The sequence below is a fragment of the Methylobacterium sp. GC_Met_2 genome, from assembly GCF_026540795.1.
Classification (GTDB): domain Bacteria; phylum Pseudomonadota; class Alphaproteobacteria; order Rhizobiales; family Beijerinckiaceae; genus Methylobacterium.
The window spans coordinates 1-23,616 of the sequence record NZ_JALNUM010000097.1; the positions used below are offsets into that span (position 1 = coordinate 1).

General features: G+C 69.1%; 23 protein-coding genes. 14 read left to right on the plus strand and 9 right to left on the minus strand.

Going from position 1 to position 23,616, the window contains the following annotated elements; translation table 11 throughout:
- The first annotated feature begins 116 nt into the window (after positions 1-116).
- The 3 genes from OXS49_RS25100 to OXS49_RS25110 all read left to right on the plus strand — a co-directional run bounded on the left by OXS49_RS25100 (position 117) and on the right by OXS49_RS25110 (position 4,991).
- On the plus strand, positions 117-2,030 hold the full coding sequence (locus OXS49_RS25100) for an extracellular solute-binding protein (RefSeq protein ID WP_267427383.1): 1,914 nt from the start codon (positions 117-119) through the stop codon (positions 2,028-2,030).
- A gap of 74 nt (positions 2,031-2,104) precedes the next feature.
- Complete coding sequence (locus OXS49_RS25105; RefSeq protein ID WP_267427400.1) at positions 2,105-3,880, plus strand: extracellular solute-binding protein; 1,776 nt, start codon at positions 2,105-2,107, stop codon at positions 3,878-3,880.
- Positions 3,881-3,884: 4 nt separating this feature from the next.
- A complete protein-coding gene (locus tag OXS49_RS25110; RefSeq protein WP_267427384.1) occupies positions 3,885-4,991 on the plus strand; it encodes a microcin C ABC transporter permease YejB in 1,107 nt (368 codons plus the stop codon).
- 7 nt (positions 4,992-4,998) lie between these two features.
- Here OXS49_RS25110 and OXS49_RS25115 read toward each other — a convergent pair whose 3' ends face one another.
- Together OXS49_RS25115 and OXS49_RS25120 are read right to left on the minus strand one after the other, a co-directional pair.
- Complete coding sequence (locus OXS49_RS25115; RefSeq protein ID WP_267427385.1) at positions 4,999-5,610, minus strand: NIPSNAP family protein; 612 nt, start codon at positions 5,608-5,610, stop codon at positions 4,999-5,001.
- An 85-nt stretch (positions 5,611-5,695) separates the two neighbouring features.
- A complete protein-coding gene (locus tag OXS49_RS25120) occupies positions 5,696-6,514 on the minus strand; it encodes a helix-turn-helix transcriptional regulator (RefSeq protein WP_244007467.1) in 819 nt (272 codons plus the stop codon).
- Between the two features lie 62 nt (positions 6,515-6,576).
- Here OXS49_RS25120 and OXS49_RS25125 point away from each other — a divergent pair, with 62 nt between their 5' ends.
- Positions 6,577-7,773: an MFS transporter gene (locus OXS49_RS25125; RefSeq protein ID WP_267427386.1), complete on the plus strand. Its 1,197-nt coding sequence runs from the start codon at positions 6,577-6,579 to the stop codon at positions 7,771-7,773.
- Positions 7,774-7,838: 65 nt separating this feature from the next.
- Positions 7,839-8,342 carry an N-acetyltransferase gene (locus OXS49_RS25130; RefSeq protein ID WP_267427387.1) on the plus strand — a complete coding sequence of 168 codons (504 nt, stop codon included), beginning with the start codon at positions 7,839-7,841 and terminating at the stop codon, positions 8,340-8,342.
- 125 nt (positions 8,343-8,467) lie between these two features.
- Here the strand turns inward: OXS49_RS25130 and OXS49_RS25135 are convergent, their stop codons facing one another.
- Both OXS49_RS25135 and OXS49_RS25140 read right to left on the minus strand, forming a co-directional pair.
- Positions 8,468-9,649, minus strand: coding sequence for a multidrug effflux MFS transporter (locus tag OXS49_RS25135; protein ID WP_267427388.1), 1,182 nt, complete (start codon positions 9,647-9,649; stop codon positions 8,468-8,470).
- A gap of 128 nt (positions 9,650-9,777) precedes the next feature.
- Positions 9,778-10,746, minus strand: a complete 969-nt coding sequence (locus tag OXS49_RS25140; RefSeq protein ID WP_267427389.1) for a c-type cytochrome — start codon at positions 10,744-10,746, stop codon at positions 9,778-9,780.
- A gap of 330 nt (positions 10,747-11,076) precedes the next feature.
- On the opposite strand from OXS49_RS25140, the gene OXS49_RS25145 reads away from it, so the two are divergent.
- Both OXS49_RS25145 and OXS49_RS25150 read left to right on the plus strand, forming a co-directional pair.
- Positions 11,077-11,820, plus strand: coding sequence for a 3-deoxy-manno-octulosonate cytidylyltransferase (locus tag OXS49_RS25145; RefSeq protein ID WP_244007475.1), 744 nt, complete (start codon positions 11,077-11,079; stop codon positions 11,818-11,820).
- 22 nt (positions 11,821-11,842) lie between these two features.
- Positions 11,843-12,700, plus strand: coding sequence for a prephenate dehydratase (locus OXS49_RS25150; protein ID WP_267427391.1), 858 nt, complete (start codon positions 11,843-11,845; stop codon positions 12,698-12,700).
- A gap of 9 nt (positions 12,701-12,709) precedes the next feature.
- Here the strand turns inward: OXS49_RS25150 and OXS49_RS25155 are convergent, their stop codons facing one another.
- Positions 12,710-13,435: a tyrosine-protein phosphatase gene (locus OXS49_RS25155; RefSeq protein ID WP_244007530.1), complete on the minus strand. Its 726-nt coding sequence runs from the start codon at positions 13,433-13,435 to the stop codon at positions 12,710-12,712.
- 194 nt (positions 13,436-13,629) lie between these two features.
- Here OXS49_RS25155 and OXS49_RS25160 point away from each other — a divergent pair, with 194 nt between their 5' ends.
- The 3 genes from OXS49_RS25160 (at position 13,630) to OXS49_RS25170 (ending at position 15,213) form a co-directional block, all read left to right on the plus strand.
- Entirely contained in the window at positions 13,630-14,136 is a 507-nt protein-coding gene (locus tag OXS49_RS25160; RefSeq protein ID WP_267427392.1) for a GNAT family N-acetyltransferase, read from the plus strand.
- Between the two features lie 113 nt (positions 14,137-14,249).
- Complete coding sequence (gene ppa, locus OXS49_RS25165; RefSeq protein WP_244007481.1) at positions 14,250-14,783, plus strand: inorganic diphosphatase; 534 nt, start codon at positions 14,250-14,252, stop codon at positions 14,781-14,783.
- 148 nt (positions 14,784-14,931) lie between these two features.
- A complete protein-coding gene (locus OXS49_RS25170; RefSeq protein WP_267427394.1) occupies positions 14,932-15,213 on the plus strand; it encodes a hypothetical protein in 282 nt (93 codons plus the stop codon).
- Between the two features lie 381 nt (positions 15,214-15,594).
- Here the strand turns inward: OXS49_RS25170 and OXS49_RS25175 are convergent, their stop codons facing one another.
- Both OXS49_RS25175 and OXS49_RS25180 read right to left on the minus strand, forming a co-directional pair.
- Entirely contained in the window at positions 15,595-15,759 is a 165-nt protein-coding gene (locus OXS49_RS25175; protein ID WP_244007485.1) for a hypothetical protein, read from the minus strand.
- 94 nt (positions 15,760-15,853) lie between these two features.
- The gene (locus OXS49_RS25180) at positions 15,854-16,366 is read right to left on the minus strand and encodes an META domain-containing protein (RefSeq protein WP_243922753.1); all 513 of its coding nucleotides are present in this window, start codon (positions 16,364-16,366) and stop codon (positions 15,854-15,856) included.
- 244 nt (positions 16,367-16,610) lie between these two features.
- Between OXS49_RS25180 and OXS49_RS25185 the strand changes: the two genes are divergently transcribed.
- The 4 genes from OXS49_RS25185 (at position 16,611) to OXS49_RS25200 (ending at position 19,224) form a co-directional block, all read left to right on the plus strand.
- Complete coding sequence (locus tag OXS49_RS25185) at positions 16,611-16,886, plus strand: XRE family transcriptional regulator (protein WP_267427401.1); 276 nt, start codon at positions 16,611-16,613, stop codon at positions 16,884-16,886.
- 162 nt (positions 16,887-17,048) lie between these two features.
- Entirely contained in the window at positions 17,049-17,786 is a 738-nt protein-coding gene (locus OXS49_RS25190) for a PIG-L deacetylase family protein (RefSeq protein WP_267427402.1), read from the plus strand.
- Entirely contained in the window at positions 17,783-18,376 is a 594-nt protein-coding gene (locus OXS49_RS25195; protein ID WP_267427395.1) for an SAM-dependent methyltransferase, read from the plus strand. Before OXS49_RS25190 ends, OXS49_RS25195 begins: the two co-directional genes overlap by 4 nt.
- Positions 18,373-19,224, plus strand: coding sequence for a galactosyltransferase-related protein (locus tag OXS49_RS25200; RefSeq protein ID WP_267427397.1), 852 nt, complete (start codon positions 18,373-18,375; stop codon positions 19,222-19,224). The genes OXS49_RS25195 and OXS49_RS25200 overlap by 4 nt, the downstream gene beginning before the upstream one ends.
- Positions 19,225-19,588: 364 nt before the next feature.
- Here the strand turns inward: OXS49_RS25200 and OXS49_RS25205 are convergent, their stop codons facing one another.
- Positions 19,589-20,560: a CoA ester lyase gene (locus OXS49_RS25205; protein ID WP_244007491.1), complete on the minus strand. Its 972-nt coding sequence runs from the start codon at positions 20,558-20,560 to the stop codon at positions 19,589-19,591.
- 162 nt (positions 20,561-20,722) lie between these two features.
- A complete protein-coding gene (locus OXS49_RS25210; RefSeq protein WP_267427399.1) occupies positions 20,723-23,473 on the minus strand; it encodes a phosphoenolpyruvate carboxylase in 2,751 nt (916 codons plus the stop codon).
- Positions 23,474-23,616 lie beyond the last annotated feature (143 nt).

Here is a 23,616-nt window from a genome sequence, read left to right on the forward strand (position 1 = left end):
GTTGTCCTGCAATGCGGTGCGTGCGCAAGCGCTCGACGCCCGGGGCACGTCCAGCCTATGAGCCTCGCTGACCGCCCGCGACCCACGCCGATCCTAACACCGGAGACAGCCTGCCCGTGACTGCGCAGACCGTGACTGGACGCCTCCTCGCCGCGACGCTCCTCGTCGCCTGCCTGCAGCTTGCTCCCGCCGCTGCGCAGGAACCGGCCGCAATGCCGTCCGATCCGCCCTCAATACCCGCCGCGACCGGCCAGTGGACCCATGCGCTGACGCTGATGGGCCAGCCGAAATACGGGCCCGATTTCAGGCATTTCGACTATGCCGACCCCGCCGCCCCCAAGGGTGGGATGGTCCGCCTCGGGACTCAGGGCGGGTTCGACAACTTCAACATCATCGTGTCCGGCCTGAAGGGCGATCTCGAGAACGGCATCCAGCAGATCTACGATCCGCTGATGACCCAGTCGTCCGACGAGCCGTTCACTTCCTACGGACTGATCGCCGAAGCGGTGCGGGTGGCCCCCGATCTCGGCTCGGTCTCCTATCGCCTGCGCGAGAACGCCCGCTGGCACGACGGCATGCCAATTACCCCCGAGGACGTGGTCTGGTCCTTCGACATCCTGAAGGCCAACAGCCCGTTCTACGCGGCCTATTACCAGACGGTGGCGAAGGCCGAGGCGACCGGGCCGCACGAGGTGACCTTCACCTTCTCGGAGACCGGCAATCGCGAGCTACCGCAGGTGATCGGGCAATTGCGAATCCTGCCCAAACACTGGTGGATGGCCAAGGACGCCAACGGCAAGCAACGCAATCCGACCGAGACCACGCTCGAGCCGCCGCTCGGCTCCGGTCCCTACCGGCTGGCCAAGTTCGATCCCGGCCGCAGCGCCACCTACAGCCGCGTGCCCGACTACTGGGGCAAGGACCTGCCGGCCAATGCCGGGCACTACAACTTCGACACCGAGCGCTTCGAGTATTTTCGCGACGGGACCGTGCTGGTCGAGGCGCTGAAGGGCGATCTCTACGATTTCCGCAACGAGAACATCGCCCGGAACTGGGCCACCGCCTACGACGATTTCCCGGCCGTGAAGGAGGGCCGCCTGATCAAGGAGGCCTTCCCCGACCGGGGCATGGGCATCATGCAGGCCTTCGTGTTCAACACCCGGAAGGACAAGTTCAAGGATCCGCGCGTGCGCCGGGCCTTCAACCTCGCGATGAACTACGAGGAGATGAACAAGGCCCTGTTCTACGGGCTCTATAACCGCATCAACTCCTACTTCTTCGGCTCGGAGCTGGCCTCCTCCGGCCTGCCGGAGGGCGACGAGAAGGCGATCCTCGAGGGCGTCAAGGACAAGATCCCGGCGTCGGTCTTCACCACGCCCTACACCAACCCGGTGAACGACGGCCCGGAGGCCGTGCGCAAGAACCTGCGCGAGGCGGTCGGCCTGCTGCGCGAGGCGGGCTACGAGCAGCGCGGCGGCAAGATGGTCAACAAGGCGACCGGCGAGCCGCTCACCGTCGAGTTCCTGGAATTCCAGAACACCTTCGAGCGGGTGATCCTGCCCTTCTCGGCGCAGCTGAAGCTGATCGGGATCGACGCCACCCTGCGGGTGATCGACCCGGCGCAGTATCAAAACCGGATCCGCAACTTCGACTTCGAGATCACCACGTCGAACTGGGGCGAGTCGCTCTCCCCCGGCAACGAGCAGCGGGAATACTGGGGCTCGGCGGCGGCCGACAAGACTGGTTCGCGCAACCTGATCGGCATCAAGGATCCCGGGATCGACGCGCTGATCGAGAAGGTTATTTTTGCGAAAGACCGGCCGACCGTTATCGCCGCCACCCGGGCGCTCGACCGGGTGCTGCTCGCCCACGATTACGTCGTGCCGCAATGGTCCTCGAACCAGCAGCGGACCCTGCGCTGGAACCGGTTCGGCCACCCGGCGATCCTGCCGCTCTACGCCAGCTCCGGCTTCCCGACGACGTGGTGGTACGATCAGGCGCTCGCAGCCAAGACCGGGGCGCCCCGTTGACGGGCCGCCGCTGGGCACCCACTCGGCGCGGCGTCGTCTGCGGCGCCGGCGCCCTCGTGCTGACCCGGCCGGTGATGGCCGAGGAGGCGGAGCGCCACGGCCTCTCGAGCTTCGGCGAGTTGAAATATCCGCCCGCCTTCGAGCATTTCGACTACGTGAACCCGATCGCCCCGCGCGGAGGCCGCTTCTCGGCGACGCTCTCCGGCACGACCGGCAACCAGGCGTTCAACACCTTCAACACGCTCAACATCTTCGTGCTGCGCGGCGAAGGCGCCGCCGGCATGACTCTGACCTTCGACAGCCTGATGGTCCGGGCCCTCGATGAGCCGGATGCGATTTACGGCCTGCTGGCGCGCGCCGTTACGGTCAGCCCGGACGGGTTGACCTACACGTTCTGGCTGCGCCCACAGGCCCGGTTCCATGACGGCTCGCGGCTCACTGCGCGGGATGCCGCCTTCAGCCTCAAGCTGTTGCGCGACAAGGGCCACCCGGAGATCTCCGAGGTCATTCGCCCGATGACGGACGCCCGGGCGGAGGGCGACGACCGTCTCATCGTGACCTTCGAGACCGGCCGAGCCCGGGACCTGCCGCTGTTCGTGGCGCAGCTGCCGATCTTCTCCGCGGCCTATTACGGCGCCCGCGACTTCGAGGCCTCGACCCTGGAACCGCCGCTCGGCTCAGGCCCCTACCGGGTCGGCACGGTCGATGTCGGCCGCTCCATTGGGCTGGAGCGGGTACAGGATTACTGGGCCGCCGACCTCCCGGTGAATGTCGGCCAGAACAATTTCGACACGATCCGCTACGAGTATTTCCGCGATCGCACCGTGGCGTTCGAGGCGTTCAAGAGCGGCGCCTTCACGTTCCGGGAGGAATTCACCGCCCGGGTCTGGGCCACCGGCTACGACTTCCCGGCTCGCGCCGAGGGCCGCGTGACTCTCGAGACCGTTCCCGACGCGCGGCCAAGCGGCACCCAGGGTTGGTGGATCAACACCCGCCGGGACGCGTTCCGCGATCCGCGGGTGCGCGAGGCGATCGGCCTGTGTTTCGACTTCGAATGGTCGAACCGCAACCTGATGTACGGCGCCTACACGCGCGCCGCCTCGTACTTCGAGAACTCCGACCTCAAGGCGACAGGCAAGCCCTCGGCCGCGGAACTCGCCCTGCTGGAGCCGCTGAAGGACTTGCCCCCGGAGGTGTTCGGCGAGGCCTGGACGCCGCCGGTCTCGGATGGGTCCGGCCAGGACCGGGCACTGCTCAAGCGTGCCGACGCGCTGCTGCGGGAGGCAGGCTGCACGCGCTCCGGCGGCAGCCTCCTGCTCCCAGGCGGACGTCCGCTGACGATCGAGTTCCTGGACGACGATCCGGTCTTCGATGCGGTGACGCAGCCGTTCATCCGCAACCTCGGGCTGCTCGGCATCAAGGCCAGCCTGCGCGTGGTCGATCCTTCGCAATACCAAGCCCGGCTCAAGGATTTCGACTTCGACATCACGCCGCGCCGCTACAGCAGCGGCCTGACACCCGGCGCGGAGCTGCGCGAGACCTACGGCTCCCGTGCGGCCAAGACGGCGGGCTCGAACAACCTGTCGGGGATCGCGGATCCCGCCATCGATGCGCTCCTCACCGCCATTGCCGACGCCAAGTCCCGGGCGGATCTGACCGCCGCCTGTCGGGCCCTCGACCGGGTGCTGCGCGCCGGGCGCTACTGGGTGCCGATGTGGTACGCCTCGACCCACCGCCTCGCCCTTTGGGACGTCTACGGCCGCCCAACGAACCCGCCGAAATACGACCTCGGCGCGCCGTCCACGTGGTGGTTCGACGCCGACAAGGCCAAGCGAATCGGGCGGGAATGACGCGATGATCGCCTACATCCTGCGCCGCATCGGCCTCATGATCCCGACCCTGCTGGGGATCATGCTGATCACCTTCACGATCATCCAGTTCGCCCCCGGCGGCCCGGTGGAACGAGTGCTGTCGCAGCTCCAGGGCCAGCGCGACGGGGCGATGTCCCGCGTGACCGGCGGCGGCGGCGATCTCGGCGGCGGCAGCCGGCCCGCGGGCGGTAGCGGCGAGGCGAGTTCGCGCTATCGCGGCGCACAGGGCTTGAGCCCGGAATTCATCGCCAAGCTGGAAAAACAGTTCGGCTTCGACAAGCCGGCGCCCGAGCGCTTCGCCAAGATGATCTGGGACTATGTCCGGTTCGATTTCGGCCGCAGCTATTTTCGCGACGTGACGGTGATCCAGCTCATCAAGGAGCGTCTGCCGGTCTCGATCTCGTTGGGCCTGTGGATGACGCTGCTGTCCTACGCGATCTCGATCCCGCTCGGCATCCGCAAGGCCGTGAAGGACGGCGAGCGGTTCGACCGCTGGACCTCCTTCGTGGTGATCATCGGCTATGCGATCCCAGGCTTCATGTTCGGGCTGATGCTGATCATCCTGTTCGCGGGCGGCTCGTTCTATCAGTGGTTCCCGCTGCGCGGCCTGACCAGCGAGGGCTGGGAGAGTTTTTCGACTTGGCACAAGGTGACGGATTACGCGTGGCACATGGTGCTGCCGCTGACCGCACTCGTGATTGGCGCCTTCGCGACCTCGACGCTGCTGACCAAGAACTCGTTCCTCGACGAGATCCGCAAGCAATACGTGCTGACCGCGCGTATGAAGGGGCTGTCGGAACGGCGGGTGCTTTACGGACACGTCTTTCGCAACGCGATGCTGATCGTGATCGCGGGGTTCCCAGGAGCGTTCATCTCGGCCTTCTTCACCGGCTCGCTGCTGATCGAGACGATTTTTTCGCTCGACGGGCTCGGGGAACTGTCGTTCCGGGCGATCGTCGGACGCGACTACCCGGTGGTGTTCGCCACGCTCTACATCTTCTCCCTGCTCGGGCTGGCGGTGAACCTGCTGTCCGACCTGATCTATGTCTGGATCGACCCGCGGATCGACTTTTCCGCGCGGGCGACCTGAGGCCGCGTCACGACAGGGGCGAGCCCGGATCCGGCAGCGCGATGGTCGAAGTCGCTTCGAGGATCTGGTCCGGCCCGCCCTTCGGCGGCCAGATCCCGGCGGCGTAGGCATCCCCGCGGAGCCTCGCCCGCTCCTCCAGACTGGAGAAGGCCCAGATGTGCGTGATCCGCGGCGGCCCGTCGAGGGCGTAGAGGTTGGTCACGAGGTGGTCGGTATAGGTCCGGGCCGGCTCGATCGCCGCCTCCCAGGCGGCCAGAGTCGGCACGAGGCCGCCGGGCCGGAGCCTGTAGGTGCGGATCTCGTAGACGCCGCCGCGCGATCCGGTCCGCAGCGGCGGCAGGAACGGGAACGGTCGATAGCTCTCCATCGCGAAGGCCGTGAGTAGGTCGCGACCATGGAACGGCGCAATGCTCATCAGGGCGCGCCGCCGCTCGGCCGTCATGGCCTCCGGGGTGTCGAAGCCCCGCAGGACCAGCACCCGCCCGAGGGTGCCGATATCGGTCCGCCAGCACCCGAGCAGCGTTCCAGCCTCCGCGTCCTCGGTCCAGGCCCGCGCCCGCGCGCAGACGTCCCCGAGCGCCAGCAGGGGACACGATAGGGTTGCGAGTTCGTAGAGCATGGCCTGTTCCCGCTTTCGGTCGACGCCTGCGCGGTCCCGCCCGCTCCGTCATCAGCGAAGCGGGCGCCGCGTCTCGCGGAGAAAGTTAGATCGCGCCACGGGCCGGGCCAGGATCTTCGGTCGCCCGCCGCGGCCCCTCAAGAACCCGCGCCACCGTCAGGCGCAGGGCCTGGGCGCTGCGGTAGCCTACCGCCGCCGCCACCGCCCGCGGCGCCCGTCCCTCGGCGGTGAGTGCCAGCGCGCGGATCACCCGGGCGCGGGCCCGCCAATCGCCGAAGCTCAGGCCCGTTTCCATGCGAAAGCCCCGGGTCAGCGTGCGCCGGCTCGCCCCGGCGCGGTCGGCCCAGGCGTCGAGGTCGTCCTCCGAGGCCGGATCCTCGATCAGACCCAGGCAGACGCGGCGCAGGCGCGGATCGCGCGGCAGCGGCAGCGTGAGTGGCGTCGCAGGCGCGCGGGCAATCTCGTCGACCACCAGGGCCGCGAGATGGCCGCCGCGGCCGTCCTCCGCGTAGAGCACCGGCTCCTCGGCCAGGGCGACCAGGGCGGCCGACAGGAGCGGCGACACCGCGATGACCCGACAGGTCTCCGGAAACGTCGCGACAGCGGCCCGGTCGAGATAGGCGGTGCACAGGGCGACCGGACCGTGGGTGACGGTGGTGTGCGGAAGGCGTGCCGGGATCCAGAGCGCGTGCCCCTCCGGCACGACCCAGGCCCCGTCCTCGGCCGAGGCCGACATCAGCCCCGCTGTGGCGTAGAGAAGTTGCGCACGGATGTGATGGTGCAGCCCCGTCTTGCTCCCCGCCGTCAGCGGCTTTCGGACCACTGCGATCGAGCGCGGGATGGCTTGGTAATCGGCCGCCGCGGTCGATCGTGGCGGCGACACGTTTGGCCCGTTCCCATCCATATCCGGCCCGACACCGCCATCGGGTCAGGCTATCAGGGTCCGATCCTGGAGGATACGCCGCGATGGATTCGGATACCCTGTCCCGCCGCACCCTGCGCTTCGTCAACGTCGCGCATGCCCTCGACCACTTCGTGCTGCTGATCTACCCGACCGCCGTGATCGCCATCGCGAGCCAGACCGGGCTCGGCTACGGCGAGCTGATCGGGCTTGCCACCGGCGCCTTTGTGGCCTTCGGCCTGTGCTCGCTGCCGATGGGATCGCTGGCCGACCGGTTCGGCCGCCGCACCATGCTGGCGGTGTTCTTCTTCGGCTACGGCCTGTCGTGCCTTGGCGTCGCCACTGCATCGACGCCGCTCGCCTTCGCGCTCTGGCTCTGCGTGCTCGGGGTGGCCTCGGCGATCTATCACCCGGTCGGCTCGGCCATGCTGGTGACCCATGCCCGGCGCCTCGGGCGCGACCTCGGCCTCAACGGCGTCTGGGGGAATTTCGGCGCGGCCTCTGCCTCCGGCGTCACGGCCCTGCTCGCCGCGACCGTCGGTTGGCGCGTGGCCTTCGTGGTGCCGGGCCTGATCTGTCTCGCCTGCGGGGCGGCGTTCCTGGCGCTGGTGCCGGGCGACGGCGACGCGGCGGGGAAGAAGGCCGGCGGCGGCGCTGCGATCTCCGTGACCCGCCCCTGGGCCCTGATGGCGATGTTCGCCCTGGCGATCTTCGCGGGCGGCCTGACCTTCAACCTGACCACGATCAGCCTGCCCAAGGTGATCGACGAGGGGGTCGGCCACGCCCTGCCGCTGGCGCTCACCGGGTCGCTGGCCACGGTGGTGTTCCTGTTCGGCGCGCTGATGCAGCTTGCCATGGGCCGCCTGATCGACCGCTACAGTCTGCCGACGCTGTTCGTGACGCTCTCGGTGCTGCAACCGCTCGGACTCGGGATCGCGGCGTTCAACACCGGCCTGCCGCTCCTCGCGGGGCTCGTGATCGCCATGACGTCGATCTACGGGCAGGTGGTGATCAACGACGCGATGATCGCCCACTACGTGCCCCCGGCCTATCGGACGCGGGCCTACAGCGTGCGCTACTTCGTGGGCTTCACGGCGAGCGGCTTCGTGGTGCCGGCGATCGCGCTGCTGCACGACCGCGGTGGCTTCGGGCTGGTGCTGGGCGTAGCCTCCGCCTGCGGCGCGGTGATCTGGCTTTCGGCGATCGGCTTCCTGAAGCTGACGCAAGCAGCCGATCAGCCCGCCCTGGCCGCCGCCGAGTAACCCCGGCGGTTTGCGGGTCGCGCCCTGCGCTGATACGCGGCGCCCATCCGCCCCGAGAGCGTATCGTGACCGCATTGTCCCTCGTCATCCGGCCCGAGTGGCCGGAGGACGCCCCCGCCATCGAGCGTCTTCAGGCCCGGGCCTTCGGCCCCGGCCGTTTCGCCCGAACCGCTTATCGGCTGCGCGAAGGTGCGGCCGCGCGGCTCGATCTCGGCGTCACCGCGTGGGTGGGCAGCTTCCTGGTGGGCTCCGTGCGGATGGGCCCGTTGCAAGCCGGGACCACACCGTTCGTGATGCTCGGGCCGCTCGCGGTCGATCCGAGCTTCGAAGGCCGCGGCATCGGCGGCACCCTCACCCGCGCGGCGATCGAGGCGGCGCGGCAGGCAGGAGACGGTCTTGTGATGCTAGTAGGGGATGCGCCCTATTACAGCCGCTTCGGCTTCAGTCCGATCCCGCCCGGACGGCTGACCCTGCCGGGTCCGGTCAATCCGGCACGCCTGCTGTGGCTGGAGCTGATCGACGAGTTCAGCGACCGTGTCTCCGGCTTGGTCGAGGCGATCCCAGCCTGACAACGGGATTCCAAAGGGCCGAGGCCCTGTGGCGGATCGTCAGGGCAGCGCCCTGACAGGTCTTCGCCGGGCTAAGTCCTTCACCCGCGAAGCGTCTCGACCTTTCGAGACCAGGATCGGGTACCTCACGCGCGCCGCAGCGCGAGTGCGGCGATCAGCCCGGCCGAGAGCAGCGCCAGCGCCACCGGCGTCGCCGAGGTCGCGGGCCACGCGGAGGCGGCCGCCGTGAAGATCGCCCCGAAGGTCATCTGGGTGAAGCCGTAGAGGCTAGAAGCCGAGCCCGCCGCGTGCGGATCGACGTTCATCAGCCCGGCCACCGCGTTGGGGCTGAGCAGGCCGACGCCGACCGCGTAGGCGAAAAGCGGCACGATCAGGCTGACGACGCCGAGCATCCCGGCCCGGTCCACCACCAGCAGGGTCAGGGCCGCCGCGATGCAGAGAAGGTTGCCGCGCCGCGCCGCTGTCCGGATCGGCACCCGCGCAGCGAGCCGGCTGGCCAGCACCGCGCCGCCGACCATGCCGAACACCACGATCAGGCAATCGAACCCGACCTCCTGCGACGAGCGTCCGAGGCGGTCCACGAGCAGGAACGGCGCCACCGCCAGGAAGGCGTAGAGGCTGGTGCCGCCGCAGGCCCCCGCCACGAGATAGGCGCGAAAAACCGGGACTCGCACGAGCCGCAGGTAGCCGGCCAACACCGCGACGAAGCCGGGCAGCGCCACCTTGTGCCGGTTGGTCTCGGGCAGGGTGAACACCACCAGCGCGCCGAGCACCGCCACGAGGCCGGCCAGCACCACGAACACCGCCCGCCAGCCGAAGGCCTCATTGACCACACCGCCGATGGCGGGCGCCAGCGCAGGGGTGAGCGTCATCGCGGTGGTGAGGATCGCCAGTTTGCGGGCGGCATCCTCCCGGGTCGAGACGTCGCGCACCATGGCGCGGCCGATCACCAGCGAGCCGCAGGCGCCGAGCGACTGGAGCACCCGCGCCAAGAGCAGCACGCCGATGTTCGGCGCCGGGATCGCGAGCAGCAGCCCGGCGAGGTAGAGGCCGAGCCCGCCGATCAGGATCGGCCGCCGTCCGTACCGGTCCGAGAGCGGGCCATAGAGGAGCTGACCGCCCGCGAGCCCGATCAAGTAGACCGTGATGGTGAGCTGCGCACCGGCCGCGTTGGTGCCGAGATCGACCGCGACGGCGGCCAGCGCCGGCACGAAAATGTGCAGCGCCACCGTCCCGGTCATGGTCACGGCAACGAGCAGCGGGAGGGGCGCCCGGCGCTCCCGTCCATCGGGACTTCGGTCAGCCAAGGGGTCCTACACGGGTTTCAATCCCGGCAGGACGCCGGGGCGCAGCCCCGGAGCAAGGTTTGCGCCCAACGCCATGCCGGCGGAACGCGGCTGACAGGCAGAAGCCCGGACGTGCGCGGCCGCGCCCGTTACTCCTGCTTCGGCTGCGGCGCGTTCATATCCTTGGTGGGAACACCGACCTCAAGGCCCTTGGCCTTGTCGACCGCCTCGGGATCGGCCTTCGCGGCCGGCTCCTTGGCGGCCGGCGCCGACGGCGCGGTCGGCTCGGCGGGGATGACGCTCGACGGCTGGCCCTGCTGGTCGCCGTCATGGGCGCCGGCGGGCGGCGACGGGGCGTTGCGGTCGCTGGATTCGCTCGGTGCACGCGGGCTGCCCGGGGACTTCTCCTCGACCGGCTTGGCGGTGCTGGTATCGGCGGGCTTCGCCGGGCTGTCTTTGCCCTCGGAGGGCTTGGAGGCGGCCGGCTGTGCAGCCGTCGGCTTGTCGGCCGGTGCGGCGGCCGGCTTCTCCTCAGGCTTCGCCGCCGCAGGGGTGGCCGCAGGGGGCGCCTCGGACTTCTCGACGGCCGGCAGCGGCTTCGGGGTCTCGGCGTTCGTGCGCAGGTAGGCGATGACGTTGGCGCGCTCCTGGGGCGAGGCGATACCGGCGAAGGCCATCTTGGTGCCCTTCACGTAGCCCTTCGGGTTCGTCAGGAACTCGTCGAGATCCGCGTAGGTCCAGGCGCCGCCCTTTTCCTTCATGGCCGAAGAATAGTCGAAGCCCGGATGCGAGCCCTTCGGCCGCTCAACCACCCCGTACAGGGCGGGGCCGACCTTGTTCGGACCGTCCTTCTCGAAGTTGTGGCAGGCATGGCAGGCCTTGGTGCCGGCCTCACCCTTCTCGACATTGGCGCTGGCGAGCCGGACCGCGATCGGCTCGACCTTGGCCTCCGGCGCAGCATTGGCGGCGGCCTCCGGCTGTGGCTCGGGCAAGTCGTAGCCGGCTTTGCCCGCCGGTTTTGGATGGTAGATCAATTCGGCGACGAAACCCGATCCGGCCGCGAACAGCAGGGCGCCGAGGACCGCGCCCAGGACTTTGTTCACCTCGAACGAGTTCATGCTCTTCTCGCGTCTCGGCCCGGCCCCGTCGCGCACCTGACATGGGCGAGCGAGTTCGAACGCCGGACATTGGAAGATTTCGAGGTTGCCTTAGCCGTTCCGGGCGGTTCCTGACAATGCCGCCGACGACCTCCGCGTCGCTCCGGCGCAGAATTGTGCAATCGAATCGTCAAGCTTGTCACCGGGCGGCATCTTTTTGCCGATGCGGCGTCCAGGCCAAGGGATCACGAGGGGACGACAACCGGAAGCCGGCCTGTTAAGCAGCCGGCCCGCACGCGGGCGTGGCCGTTCGACCCGCGCCACTAGTGCGAATCGTCGGGTCCGAACGCGATGTCCGATCCCCTGGTCCTGATTCCGGCGCGCCTCGCGGCGACCCGGCTCCCCGACAAGCCACTGGCCGACATCGCCGGCGAGCCGATGATCGTCCATGTCTGGCGCCGGGCCGTCGAGGCCGGGATCGGTCCCGTGGTGGTGGCCACCGACACGGCGGAGATCGCCCGGGTCGTGGAGGCCGTAGGCGGCCTCGCGGTGATGACCCGCTCCGACCACCCGTCCGGCTCCGACAGGCTCGCCGAGGCGCTGGAGATCGTCGATCCTGAGGGGCGCCACGACGTGGTCGTCAACGTGCAGGGCGATCTGCCGACCATCGATCCGGCGATCATCGGCGCTTCGATCCTGCCGCTCGCCGACCGCACCGTCGACATCGTGACGCTCTGCGCACCGATCACCGATCCGCACGAGGCCGACAACCCGAACGTCGTGAAGCTGGTCGGCCACGCGGTCGGACCCGGGCGGCTGCGCGCCCTCTACTTCACCCGCGCCCGCGCGCCCTGGGGCGACGGGCCGCTCTGGCACCATATCGGACTCTACGCGTACCGCCGGACCGCGCTGACCCGCTTCGTCGCCCTGCCGCCGGGCGAGCTTGAGCTCCGCGAGAAGCTGGAGCAACTCCGGGCACTGGAGGCCGGCATGCGCATCGACGCCGTCATCGTTGACGACCTGCCGCTGGGCGTCGACACCCCCGCCGACCTGGAGCGCGCCCGCGCTCTGCTCCAGGGCCGACGCCTGAACTGATCGCCTGACGAATCTGCAAGCCATGACAGACCGCACCATCGCCTATCAGGGGGAACCCGGGGCCAATTCGCACATCATCTGTGCGCAGGCCTATCCGGATTGGACGCCGCTGCCCTGCCCCAGCTTCGAGGACGCCTTCGCGGCGGTCACGGAGGGCCGGGCCCAGCGGGCCATGATTCCGATCGAGAATTCGATCGCGGGCCGGGTCGCCGATATCCACCATCTGATCCCGCTTTCGCCGCTGCACATCGTGGCCGAGCACTTCCTGCCGATCCATTTTCAGTTGATGGTGCTGCTGGGCACGCCGATCGAGGCACTCAAGAGCGTTCACAGCCACGTCCATGCGCTGGGCCAATGCCGGCGGATCATTCGCCGCCTCGGGCTGAAGGCCGTGGTGGCGGGCGACACCGCGGGTGCGGCCCGGGAGATCAAGGAATTCGGGGATCCGAGCCGAGCGGCTCTGGCGCCGGCATTGGCCGCCGAAGTCTACGGCCTCGACATCCTGGCGCGCGACGTCGAGGACGAGGTGCACAACACCACCCGGTTCGTGGTGTTCTCCCCCGAGGCCGAGCCGGTGGCGCCCGGGACGCAAGCCTGCGTGACGAGCTTCGTGTTCCGCGTGCGCAACATCCCGGCGGCCCTCTACAAAGCGCTGGGCGGCTTCGCGACGAACGGCGTCAACATGTCGAAGCTCGAGAGCTACATGATGGACGGTGAGTTCACCGCCACGCAGTTCTACGCGGAGGTGGATGGCCACCCGGAGGATCCGGGCCTTGCGCGGGCGCTCGACGAGTTGGGCTTCTTCTCCCGCGAGTTGCGGGTGATCGGCACCTACCCAGCCCACCCGTTCCGCGAGGCGGCACGGCCGGCGGCGGAGTGAAGGGCTCGACTATTCCCGCCGCAGCACCCGGTCCACCGCCACATCCGACCAGAAGCCCGGCCGGAAATCCCGCTTCAACGCCTCCGGATCGTAGATCGTCTCGACCCAGGTGAGGAAGTCGATCCCCTTCGCCTCGCCCTCGATCCGGTAACGGACGAAGAAAGCGTCGAGGATGCCGGTCTTGGCGAAGCGCAGATGGCCGTAGCGGGCCGAGAGCTGACGCGCGGCCTCGGCCACGGGGCGGCCCTCGTGCAGGATCAGGTACAGGGCCGAGGCGAGGCCGGCCCGGTCGGCGCCCGACTTGCAGTGCATCACGGCCGGGTACTCGATGCCGGCGAAGAACGCCTTGGCGGCCAGGATGGCCGCCCGGTCCGGTGCCTCCCGGGAGCGCAGCACGAACTCCACGAGCTTCAGCCCATGGCGTTCACAGGCCTCCCGCTGCAGGGGCCAGGAGCCGTGCTCGCGCCCGCCACGGAGCGAGATGACCGTGCGCACGCCCTCGGCCCGGAAGCGGGCAAGTTGGTGCGGGCCGGGCTGGGCGGAGCGCCAGAGCCTCCCAGAGCCGACCCGGTGGCGGTTGAGATAGGCGAGCCGGAACACGCCGTGATCCATCAGCAGCATGTTGGCCCAGGCCCGCAGCCGGTCGCCGGGGCCGGCGATCGGCCGCTCGAAGCGGGCGATTCGGGCCATGCGGCGCGCGTAGCGCGTCTCGGGCTTGAGGAAGCGGTTGAACAAAGCCGGGCTGCCGCGGGGAAGGAGCGCGGGCTCTATCAGCCGCCCGCCGAGCCGGCAATTCACCGCCGAACCGACCGGCCGCCTGTCCCCATGGTGTTCGGCGCCGATCTTGCCTTCACTCCGCCCGGATCGGCATCGAACCTAGGCGGACCGCGCGGGTTCTCCGCCGGTCGGACGAGGGGAGCCCGAAGCCCATGAGCACGCGCACCACGAGCATCCGCCGGGCCCGCGAGGCCGATCTCGGCGGCGTGTCGAAGGTGTTCGATGCGTCCTGGCGGGAGGCCTATCGCGGCCTCATCCCGGGCGTTGCCCTGGAGCGCCTGATCGCAGGCCGGGACCGGGCGTGGTGGCAGGGCGCCCTGCGCCGGGGCCGCCCGGTCGCGGTCATGGAGACCGCTGACCACGTGGTCGGTTACGCGTCCTACGGGCGGACGCGCAGCCGGGCGCTGGGCACCGAGGCCGAGATCGATGAGTTGTATCTCCTGCCCGAATACCAAGGCGTCGGCCTCGGTCGCCGCCTGTTCCGGGCTGTCCGCAACGATCTCGCCGATCACGGCCTGATGCATCTCGGCGTCTGGAGCCTGGAGGACAACGACCGCGCCGGCGCCTTCTACGAGGGTCTCGGCGGCAAGCCGGGCCCGCGGGTGCTGGACCGGGTGGCGGGTGTTCCGCTCCCGAAGGTTGGCTTCCTGTTCGGCTAACGTTTTCCCAAGCGCGTTGCGGAACCGGAGCGCCAACCGATTTGCAAGTTCGGGCCGCGCCTCTAAGAGAACCGGGACACGATCGGCACCCCGGATCCTGGAAGCGGAACGCCATGAAAATCGACGCCATCCCGCTCGGCAAGAAGCCGCCGCACGACGTCAATGTGATCGTCGAGGTGCCGCTCGGCGGCGAGCCGATCAAGTACGAAATGGACAAGGAATCTGGCGCGCTGGTCGTCGACCGGTTCTTGTATACGCCGATGTTCTATCCGGGGAATTACGGCTTCATTCCCCATACCCTATCGGGCGACGGCGATCCCTGCGATGTGCTGGTGGCCAACACGCGTGCCGTCCTGCCGGGCGCGATCATCAGCGCGCGCCCCGTGGGCGTGATGGTGATGCAGGACGAGGGCGGTGAAGACGAGAAGATCATCGCGGTCCCCTCACGCCACCTGACCAAGCGCTACGACCGGGTTGAGAACTATACCGACCTGCCCGAGATCACGATCCAGCAGATCCAGCACTTCTTCGAGCACTACAAGGATCTGGAGCCCGGCAAGTGGGTCAAGTTCGTCCGGTGGGGCGACAAGGAAGAAGCGCACCAGTTGATCGAACAAGCGATCGAGCGGGGCAAGGCCAAGGCCTGATCCAACACTTTCGCGGGTCGGCGCACCGTTCCCCGTCGGGGGCGGTCGCGTGGCCGCGACGGCGATCCCCTGTCGCGGGAAAGGCACGGCGCGTCTCTGCATCGCCGATGCTACGAATAGCTGTGACTGAGGCGCTGATGGGTAGAAGATGGCTCGAATCCCGGTAATCCTCGGTCTCGTCGGCGTCCTGCTGATGCAGGGCGCTGCGTCGGCGGCGGATCTGCGCGCGGTCGCGCCCCTCGGCGGTTTCCGCGCAACCTGCGAGGATCTCGGGACCTTCTGCTTCGCGGATGCCTGCGGCCGCGATCAGATCGAGGCCGCTCAGGGCTGCCGGGCGCGATGCCCGAGCGCGGCGATCATGAGCGTGACTCCAGCGACGTGTCCGCGCCTGGAGACAGAGCGATTTCCCGTCCTGCACCGGCGCGGTTGAGCTTGGTCCGTCCTGTCTGGACCCCGCCGAGGCCGCAAACCCGCCTGTGTTAAAAAATCAAGCGCCCGCGGCAACGAAACGCGGAACGCGGCATTGACCAAGCTCAACGTGTTCACTGACCGACATGAGGGCGCGGACAGATGCTCGCAAATGCGCGCGATGCCCGCAGGCGAACGATGCGGACGAGCAATCTTCAACCGCCACGGGCGGGACTGAATTCAGACCCTGTGCTGTACGGGGTGGCTGCGGGTTTGGCAGCTTTGTTCCCGCTGGTGAAGGGCGGCAACGCTTCGGCCGAGCCGACCCGCGCCGGTCCATCGACAAGGGCCAAGGGCTCCGCTGACGCGGCTTGATCGGGGCGTGACGTGACTGGCGGTACCGTCAGCACGCGAGCCGGGCCAGAAGCAGCAGCGTCGCCATCACCGGAGCGGCGGCGGCAAGCCAAAGGGCGCCGGCGTGGATACCGCCGGGCCCGGAAGAGCGCAGGCTCCGTGCCACACCGGGGCGCAGATCCGCGCCGCGCCCGATACCGATCCCGACTGGCATCCATGGCCTCCTCGATACCCGAGGAGTAGGAGCCGAAACCCGCCAAGACCGTCTGAATCCCGGCCGGCCTTCGTGCAGCGTGGTGAACGGCTGCTTAAAGGGCGCGGTCGAACTTCAGCTCACCGTTCGGGCTCTTCAGGACCAGCTGGGAGCCGACGAGGTCCCACACCGCCGAGGTGCGCAGGGCGACAAAGAAAGCCTGTTCCGTCGCCGCGAGACCCTTGTCACAATTCTTCTTGGTCAGCGCGAGCGGACCGACCGCGATGTGCTGCTCCTTGAGCGGAAAAGCAGTCGCCGCGAAGGTGTTGCAGCCGCCGTAGCCGCGGGCGCGGTACTGCTTGTCGATGATGAAGCTCGGCCGGTCTCCGCCCGCGAACGGCTTGCCGTTGAGGCTGACGGCCGTCCAAGTCGAATCGAGCGGGAAGATCTTCTCGCTGGCCTTGGCCCCCGGCACGTACTGGGGCTTTTTCTCGTCTTCACCGCCTGGACGGCGATTGCCTTTACCGAAACCCGTGGGAGACCCCATCTGGGCCTGCGCCTGCGTCGCCGCGGTCAGACCCGCAGCCAGAACCGTGCAGGCCAAGGTTGCGATCAGCACCCCTCTCATCGTTCAGTCCCCATCTCGCGCGCTCTGCGCTCAGGTCATTCCAAATCCGGACGCGCCGTCAGGCGCGCTCCGATTCCCCGCGTTGCGACGGATGCGACAGGATTTCAGCACAATTGTGGTCGAGCGCCCGATACCGGGCCCGGAAACGATCCGCGACGGCCACCGTTGTTGTTGATCGAAGATCGGGAGAGTGACCTTGGTAGGATCGGACGAGGGTGCACAGAGCGGGACGGGCACGCCGGCGATGAGCCCGGCCCAATCGCGGGCGGCGCGCGGGCTGCTCGGCTGGTCCGAGGCGGATCTGGCCGCGAAGGTCGGCCTCGATGAGAGGCTCGTGCGTGACTTCGAGGCGGGCTACGGCGCTTCCCCGAGCGGACAGATCGAGGCCCTGCGCAGTGCGCTCTGCGCGGCGGGAGCGGTGTTCACCGATACGCCGACGCCGGGCGTCCACTTGGCGAGCGCGGCAGGGACCGACGAGGGAACCCGTCTGGGCGCGCTCACCACCGAGAACGACCGGTAGCCGGCAGCACATCGAACGCGCCGCTCAGGGCACGTTCAGACGCTCGAGTCGATAGCCGGGGACAAGCCCCGCACGCTGCTTGGAGCGAACCGTGACCGACCCTCTCAGCCCCCCGCTCCGAGATGCCACGCGTTCCGCATCCGTCCGGAAGGCGGCTCGATGATGCGCGCCGATGCCTTCCTGGCGGCGGCCGACGCCCTGCCTCTGGCGAGCCTCGACACGCTGGTTGGGGCCGGTGGTCTGGTCATCGTGGCGCCCCATCCCGACGATGAAAGTCTCGGCTGCGGCGGTCTGATCGCCGCGGCGCGGGCGGCCGAGCGGCCGGTGCGCCTCGTGGTGGTGAGCGACGGCTGCGGCTCCCATACGCATTCCCTGCTCTATCCGCCCGAGAAGCTCCGCACCCTGCGCGAGGCCGAGACCCTGCGGGCGGTGGCGATCCTCGGGCTCGCGGCGGAGGACGTCACCTTCCTGCGCCTGCCAGACGCGCGTGTGCCGAGCCACGGGCCGGTCGCCGAGGACGCGGCGCGGGCGATGGCGCAGGCCGCCTCCGCCTGCGGCGCAAGCGCGGTGTTCGTGACTTGGCGGCATGATCCCCATTGCGACCACAAGGCCGCCGCCGCCATCGTCGGCCTCGCCCGGCCGCACATGCCGGGGGTGCGGGTCTACGAATATCCGGTCTGGGGCTGGACCCTGCCGCCCGAGACCGAGGTCGGCCCCGCGCCGACGGGCCTCCGCCTCGACGTCTCCGCGTATCGCGCTGCCAAAACCCGTGCCGTGGCAGCCCACGAATCGCAGACGACCGACCTGATCTCGGACGATCCTCAAGGATTCCGGTTGGAGACCGCTATGATCGAACGGCTCTGCGGACCCTACGAGCGCTTCGTCGCGGTTTCGGCATGACCCGGCGTACGGAAACCGTACCGCCCGATTACTTCGCCGGCATCTATGCCAGCGACGCGGATCCCTGGCGCTTCACCAGTTCGGACTACGAGCGCGACAAGTACGCGGCGACGCTCGCCGCGCTGCCACGGGCGCGTTACCGCTCGGCCTTCGAGCCTGCCTGCTCGATCGGGGTGTTCACCCACGCCCTCGCCGGGCGCTGCGACCGGCTGTTCGCCACCGACCTCGTTCCCTCTGCGGTGGACGCGGCCAGCGCCCGCTGCGCCGACCGACCCAATGTCGAGATCCGGCAGGGCGCCGTACCGGCCGACTGGCCCGAAGGTCGGTTCGACCTGATCGTGCTCTCCGAGTTCCTGTACTTCCTGGCGCCACCGGATCTGGCTGTCCTGGTGCGCCGGATCGGGGATGCGATCGAACCCGGCGGCGACATCGTCCTGGTGCACTGGCTCGGGGTGACCGACTATCCGCAATCCGGCGACGCGGTCGCCGAAGCCGTCATCGCGCAGGCTGCGCCGTTCGCCGGCCTGCAGCACCAGTCCCGGACGGCCGAGTATCGAATCGACGTCCTGCGCGCCGGGTCCACCACGTGAGCGCCACGGTCATCACCCTCAACAAGGGACGGGACGCGCATCTCGCCCGCCTGCTCGAAGGGCTCGCCCGCGGGGCGCCGCCCGCGACCTGCGTCGTCGTGGAGATCGGCGATTCTCCGGCACCCCTTCCGGACCTGCCCTTCCCGGTGGAGCGCGTCCCGTTCCCCCATGCCGGCCTGCCGCTTGCGGCCGCACGCAATGCCGGCCGCCGGGCGGCCCGGACCGAAACGCTGATCTTCCTCGATGTCGACTGCATCCCCTCCGCGGGCCTTGTTGCCGGGCTGTCTCGGGCTATCGCCGAACAGGACGGTCTGATCTGCTGCGAGATCGGCTACCTGCCGGCCGGCGCCGTCGTGGATGGCTGGGACGAGGGCGATCTGGATCGGCTCGGGCAGCCGCACCCGGTGCGTGTCTTCCCAGACGCCGGAGCTGTGACGGTCGCGCCGCAACCCGGCCTCTTCTGGTCGCTGGCCTTTGCGGTGCGCGCCGGAACTTACGACCGGCTCGGCGGCTTCGACGAGTTGTTCTTGGGCTACGGCGCCGAGGACACCGACCTCGCGTTCCGGGCCGATGCGGCCGGGGTGCCGATCCTGTTCCTCGGCGGCCCGCGGGCCTACCACCAGCACCATCCGGCCTACGACCCGCCGCTGCAGCATTTTCGCGATATCGTCGCCAATGCGTCGCGGTTCCAGGCGCGGCACGGCCTCTGGCCGATGGACGGCTGGCTCGACGGATTCGCGCGCCTCGGGCTGATCGCGGCGGGATGGCGGGAAGGAATCGTGATCCGCCGTGAACCGACGCCCGAGGAGATGGCGGCGGCGCGGCTGCCGGGCGACCGGCCGTTCTAAGCAGGTTTCGCAAAAGTGGCCGCCGGTTCTGCGATGAAAACCTCCGCTTAGGGATACAACCGCCCGGAAGCAGGCCCGCCCCCCGCAAAGTTTGCAGAGAACGCACTGCGGGCCGGCATGGCTTCCCCTCACCCCGCTTGCGGGGAGAGGGATGCGACGACCCTGTCGTCGGCGCATCGAGGCGGCAGCCGAGGATGAGGGGGCGATTCAGGACGAGACCCATCCGGAATCGCCCCCTCGCCGCCGCTTCGGCTGCGCCTCCGCTTCCCGCACGGACGACGAGGTCCGTGCGGGCCTCTCCCCGCGCGCGGGGAGAGGGGGCCGTCGCGCTCCGTCTCCGGAACACCCGCCCCAGCGTTTCTCCTCAGCCCTTCATGGCATTCGCCTTCTCGATCAGCGCCTCGGCCATGCGGATCGAGGCGATGTCGATGAGGCGGCCGTCGAGCGAGACGGCACCGCGGCCGGCCTTGGCGGCCTCCTGCATCGCTTCGAGGATGCGGCGGGCCTTAGTGACTTCGGCTTCCGAGGGGGTGAACACCTCGTTGGCGAGGTCGATCTGCGAGGGGTGGATCGCCCACTTGCCTTCGAAGCCCAGCGCCGCGCAGCGACGGGCCGCCGAGGTGTAGCCGTCCGGATCCGAGAAATCGCCGAACGGGCCGTCGATCGGGCGAAGGCCGTAGGCGCGGCAAGCGATCAGCATCCGGTTCTGGGCGAACAGCCACGGGTCCTGCCAATGGGTCTGGCGGTTGCCGGACTCGTCCTTGTCGGTCAGCACCGAGAAATCCGGGTTGACGCCGCCGATCACCGTCGAGCGGGCGCGGGTCGAGGCGGCGTAATCGGCCACGCCGAACGACATCGCCTCCAGGCGCTTCGACGACTGGGCGATGGCCTCGACGTTGGCCATGCCGAGCGCGGTCTCGATCAGCACCTCGAAGCCGATCTGCTTCTCGCGCTTCTTGGCCTGCTCGATCTGGGTGACCAGCACGTCGATGGCGTAGACGTCCGCCGGCACGCCGACCTTGGGGATCAACACCATGTCGAGGCGCGGACAGGCTTCGACGATGTCGACCACGTCGCGGTACATGTAGTGGGTGTCGAGACCGTTGATGCGGATCATCATGGTCTTGTTGCCCCAATCCAGGTCGTTGAGCGCCTGGATGATATTGGTGCGGGCCTTCTCCTTGTCGTCGGGGGCGACGGCGTCTTCCAGGTCGAGGAAGATCACGTCGGCGGACGAGGACGCCGACTTCTCCATGAAGGTCGGGTTGGAGCCTGGGACGGCCAGCTCGGAGCGGTGCAGGCGCGGCTTGGCCTGCTGGATCAGGGTGAAGCTCATGGGTGTTTCTCTCTCCTGGTGACGGTTCTGATGCCGGTGCGGGGTATCCGCTCGGCGGTGAAAGTGGCGCTCGTCAGGCTCGGCGACAGAGCGAGAGCGGATATTCGAGGACGGGCGCGTCTCCTCCCCCTTCGCGGGGAGAAAGAACCGCGCGGGCGCTCCTCACCCGGTCGACCCGAAGCCGACCGCGATGCAGTTGATCGACAGCAGCAGCGCCGACTTCACCGCCTCGCGCCGGTCCTCGTCCGTCTCAGCGCGGTAGCGGGCGAGCAACTCCACCTGCTCGCTGCTCACTTGATTGATCGTGGGCAGACGGCCCTTCAGGCGGTCGCGGAACAGCGGGAAGCGTTCGGCCAGCTCCGCGCCGCCGCTCACCCGCAGCACCATCGCGCGGGTCAGCGCGTACTCGGCCTCGATCATCCCGAAAATCCGATCGCGGATTCCCGCATCCGGGACAAGGCCCGCATAGGCCCGGGCGATGTCGAGATCGACCATCATCAGCGTCTTCTCGACCTCGTCGAGGACGAGGCGGAGGATGCGGGACTCCTGGAACAGCCGCTTCAGGGTCGCCTCGCCCTCCGGGCCGCGCACGTCGATGAGGCTCGCAAGCCCCGAACCGACACCGTACCATCCGGTGATCACATGCCGGTTCTGCGACCACGCGAACACCCAGGGGATCGCCCGCAGGTCCGAGAGTGACCGTGCGCCGAAACGGCGGGCCGGACGAGAGCCGATGTTGAGCAGGGCGATCTCATCCAGCGGGCTCGCAGCTTGGAAGTAATCGACCAAGCCCTCGGTCTGGAGGAGTTGCACGTAGGCAGCCCGTGAGGCACCGGCGAGCGCCTCGAGGGCGTCGTCATGGCCGGGGCTGGCCCGCTCGCCGTCGCCGGCGAGTGCGTGCTCGAACACCGAGGCCGCCAGAAGCTCCATCTGGTAGGCGGCGGTGCCGCGGTTGGCGTATTTGAACGAGACGACCTCGCCCTGCTCGGTGGTGCGGAACCGGCCGCGGATCGAGCCCGGCGGCTGGGCCATGATGCCCCGGTGGGTCGGCACGCCGCCACGGCTCACCGAGCCGCCGCGCCCGTGGAAGAACGCGATGCCGATTCCGAGTTCCTGGCCGAGCCGGGTCAACTTGCTCTGCGCCTTGTAGAGTTCCCAGTTGGCGGCGACGAAGCCGCCGTCCTTGTTGGAGTCGGAATAGCCGATCATTACCTCCTGAACCCCGCCCTGCCAGCGGGTGGAGCGGCGCACCACCGGCGTGCCGAGCAGCGCCCGCATGATCGCCGGGCCGGCGCGCAGGTCGTCGATGGTCTCGAACAGGGGCACGATCGGCAGCGGGCAGATCTCGGTGCCGGCCGCGTCGAGGAACACGCTGGCCTCCTTGGCCAACAGGTAAGCGCCGAGCACGTCCTCCACCGAGCGGGTCATCGACAGCACGAAGGAACCGAAGGCCTCGCGGTCGAGGGCCTCGCGCATCTCGGCGACCAACGCGAAGGTGGCCAGCGTCTCCCGGGCGGCGTCGGGCAGATCCTCGAATGAGCGCTCGGGATCGCGCGGCCGGGCGAGTTCCGTATCGAGCCATTGCCGCCATGGGGCCGAGCCGAGGGCCGGCGGCTCTCCGTCGCCGTTGCGCTGGCGCCAGAGGGCGTGGAGCGTGTCGGTGGTCCGGGTGGTGTTCTCGCGCAGGTCGAGCCGGACCGTCGAGAAGCGGAAGATCTCCACCATCCGGCGGACCGGGCGCACGAGATCGCGCGCGAGCGCCCCACACTTGGCCTCGGTCAGGCCGCGCTCCAGGGTGCGCAGATCCTCGATCAGGCCGTCGGCGCTGGCGTAGTCGGGGCCGGAGGGGTGCTCGCCCTCGTTGCGCGCGATGGTCGCCTCGATCTTGCGCGAGACGCACGAAAGATACTGTCGATAGGGCTCGCCCGGATTGCGCCGGGTGATCGCCCGGGCCTGACCGCTTTCGGCGAGCTGCCGGTCGAGTTCCGCGCGGAAGCCTTCGGGCAGCGGCAGCGAGCGCTCGGTGAGCGAGAGGGTCCGGCCCAATTCCCGCACGCCGTCGCGGTAGCGGGTCAGCGAGGCCAGCGCGTTGCGGTGCAGGGTCTGCCGGGTGACCGCCGCCGTGACGTAGGGATTGCCGTCGCGGTCGCCGCCGATCCACGAGCCGAACTGAAAGAACGGCGGGACCCTGAACTCCGTGCCCGGATAGGTCTCGGCCAGCGCCTCGTGCAGGGCCTCCAGCGTCTCGGGCAGCATCTCGAACAGGGTCTCGTCGAAGAAGTGCAGCCCCCAGGCCACCTCCCGCTCGACCGTGGCCTTCTCCAGGTGCAGCTCGCCCGTCATCCAGACCAGCTCGATCTGGTCGCGCAGCTCGTTCATGAGCCCGTTGCGCTCGCGATCGGTCCAGCGCGGCATCTCGAGTTCGCGCAGCACGAGATAGATGCGGCGAAATTTTTCCAGCACCGTCACCCGCTTGCCCTCGGTCGGGTGGGCGGTCAGCGTCGGTCGGATGCGCAGGTCGGTGAGCAGCGCCTGGATCTTCTCCGGGGGCACGCCCTGCTTGCGCGCGTCGGCAAACACCTTGGCGAAGGAGCCGCTGAGCGCGGCGCGCCCTTCGGTACGCTCCACGTGCCGGCGGCGGCGCATCGCGGCGTTCTGCTCGGCGATGGAGATCAGCTGGAACCAGATGCCCTGCACCTGAAGGGCGCGCGCCAGCATCTGCGGCGAGAAGCGCGAGATGTCGGCCGTGCCGTGCAGGACCGCCTCGAGATCGGGATCGTGCTGGCGGGCAACATCGAGCAGCGCCTGGAACAGGATGTCCAGCGCCTGCTCCGACGACGTGCCGACGATCACCGGCGGCGCGAAGGCCGTGGCATCGACGAGACCTGGGGTTGCGTGAAGGGTACGGGTCATGGGGCCACCTCGTGGCGCAGTGTGTTCGATCGAGCGCGACGCCCCCTCCCCCCTCTGCGGGGGAGGGTGGCCCCTGCGTCAGCAGGGGTCGGGAGACGGGAGCACCCTTTCCGGAAAGGTCGCGACGGGAGCTGAAGCCCGCA

What these genes read in the sequence shown, in the direction of transcription:
- OXS49_RS25105 (WP_267427400.1), top strand. Translation starts at nt 2,105, where the DNA reads ATGGCCGAGGAGGCGGAGCGCCACGGCCTCTCGAGCTTCGGCGAGTTG.
- OXS49_RS25110 (WP_267427384.1), top strand. Translation starts at nt 3,885, where the DNA reads ATGATCGCCTACATCCTGCGCCGCATCGGCCTCATGATCCCGACCCTG.
- OXS49_RS25115 (WP_267427385.1), bottom strand. Translation starts at nt 5,610, where the DNA reads ATGCTCTACGAACTCGCAACCCTATCGTGTCCCCTGCTGGCGCTCGGG.
- OXS49_RS25120 (WP_244007467.1), bottom strand. Translation starts at nt 6,514, where the DNA reads ATGGATGGGAACGGGCCAAACGTGTCGCCGCCACGATCGACCGCGGCG.
- OXS49_RS25125 (WP_267427386.1), top strand. Translation starts at nt 6,577, where the DNA reads ATGGATTCGGATACCCTGTCCCGCCGCACCCTGCGCTTCGTCAACGTC.
- OXS49_RS25140 (WP_267427389.1), bottom strand. Translation starts at nt 10,746, where the DNA reads ATGAACTCGTTCGAGGTGAACAAAGTCCTGGGCGCGGTCCTCGGCGCC.
- OXS49_RS25145 (WP_244007475.1), top strand. Translation starts at nt 11,077, where the DNA reads ATGTCCGATCCCCTGGTCCTGATTCCGGCGCGCCTCGCGGCGACCCGG.
- OXS49_RS25150 (WP_267427391.1), top strand. Translation starts at nt 11,843, where the DNA reads ATGACAGACCGCACCATCGCCTATCAGGGGGAACCCGGGGCCAATTCG.
- OXS49_RS25160 (WP_267427392.1), top strand. Translation starts at nt 13,630, where the DNA reads ATGAGCACGCGCACCACGAGCATCCGCCGGGCCCGCGAGGCCGATCTC.
- ppa (WP_244007481.1), top strand. Translation starts at nt 14,250, where the DNA reads ATGAAAATCGACGCCATCCCGCTCGGCAAGAAGCCGCCGCACGACGTC.
- OXS49_RS25170 (WP_267427394.1), top strand. Translation starts at nt 14,932, where the DNA reads ATGGCTCGAATCCCGGTAATCCTCGGTCTCGTCGGCGTCCTGCTGATG.
- OXS49_RS25175 (WP_244007485.1), bottom strand. Translation starts at nt 15,759, where the DNA reads ATGCCAGTCGGGATCGGTATCGGGCGCGGCGCGGATCTGCGCCCCGGT.
- OXS49_RS25180 (WP_243922753.1), bottom strand. Translation starts at nt 16,366, where the DNA reads ATGAGAGGGGTGCTGATCGCAACCTTGGCCTGCACGGTTCTGGCTGCG.
- OXS49_RS25185 (WP_267427401.1), top strand. Translation starts at nt 16,611, where the DNA reads ATGAGCCCGGCCCAATCGCGGGCGGCGCGCGGGCTGCTCGGCTGGTCC.
- OXS49_RS25190 (WP_267427402.1), top strand. Translation starts at nt 17,049, where the DNA reads ATGCGCGCCGATGCCTTCCTGGCGGCGGCCGACGCCCTGCCTCTGGCG.
- OXS49_RS25195 (WP_267427395.1), top strand. Translation starts at nt 17,783, where the DNA reads ATGACCCGGCGTACGGAAACCGTACCGCCCGATTACTTCGCCGGCATC.
- OXS49_RS25205 (WP_244007491.1), bottom strand. Translation starts at nt 20,560, where the DNA reads ATGAGCTTCACCCTGATCCAGCAGGCCAAGCCGCGCCTGCACCGCTCC.
- OXS49_RS25210 (WP_267427399.1), bottom strand. Translation starts at nt 23,473, where the DNA reads ATGACCCGTACCCTTCACGCAACCCCAGGTCTCGTCGATGCCACGGCC.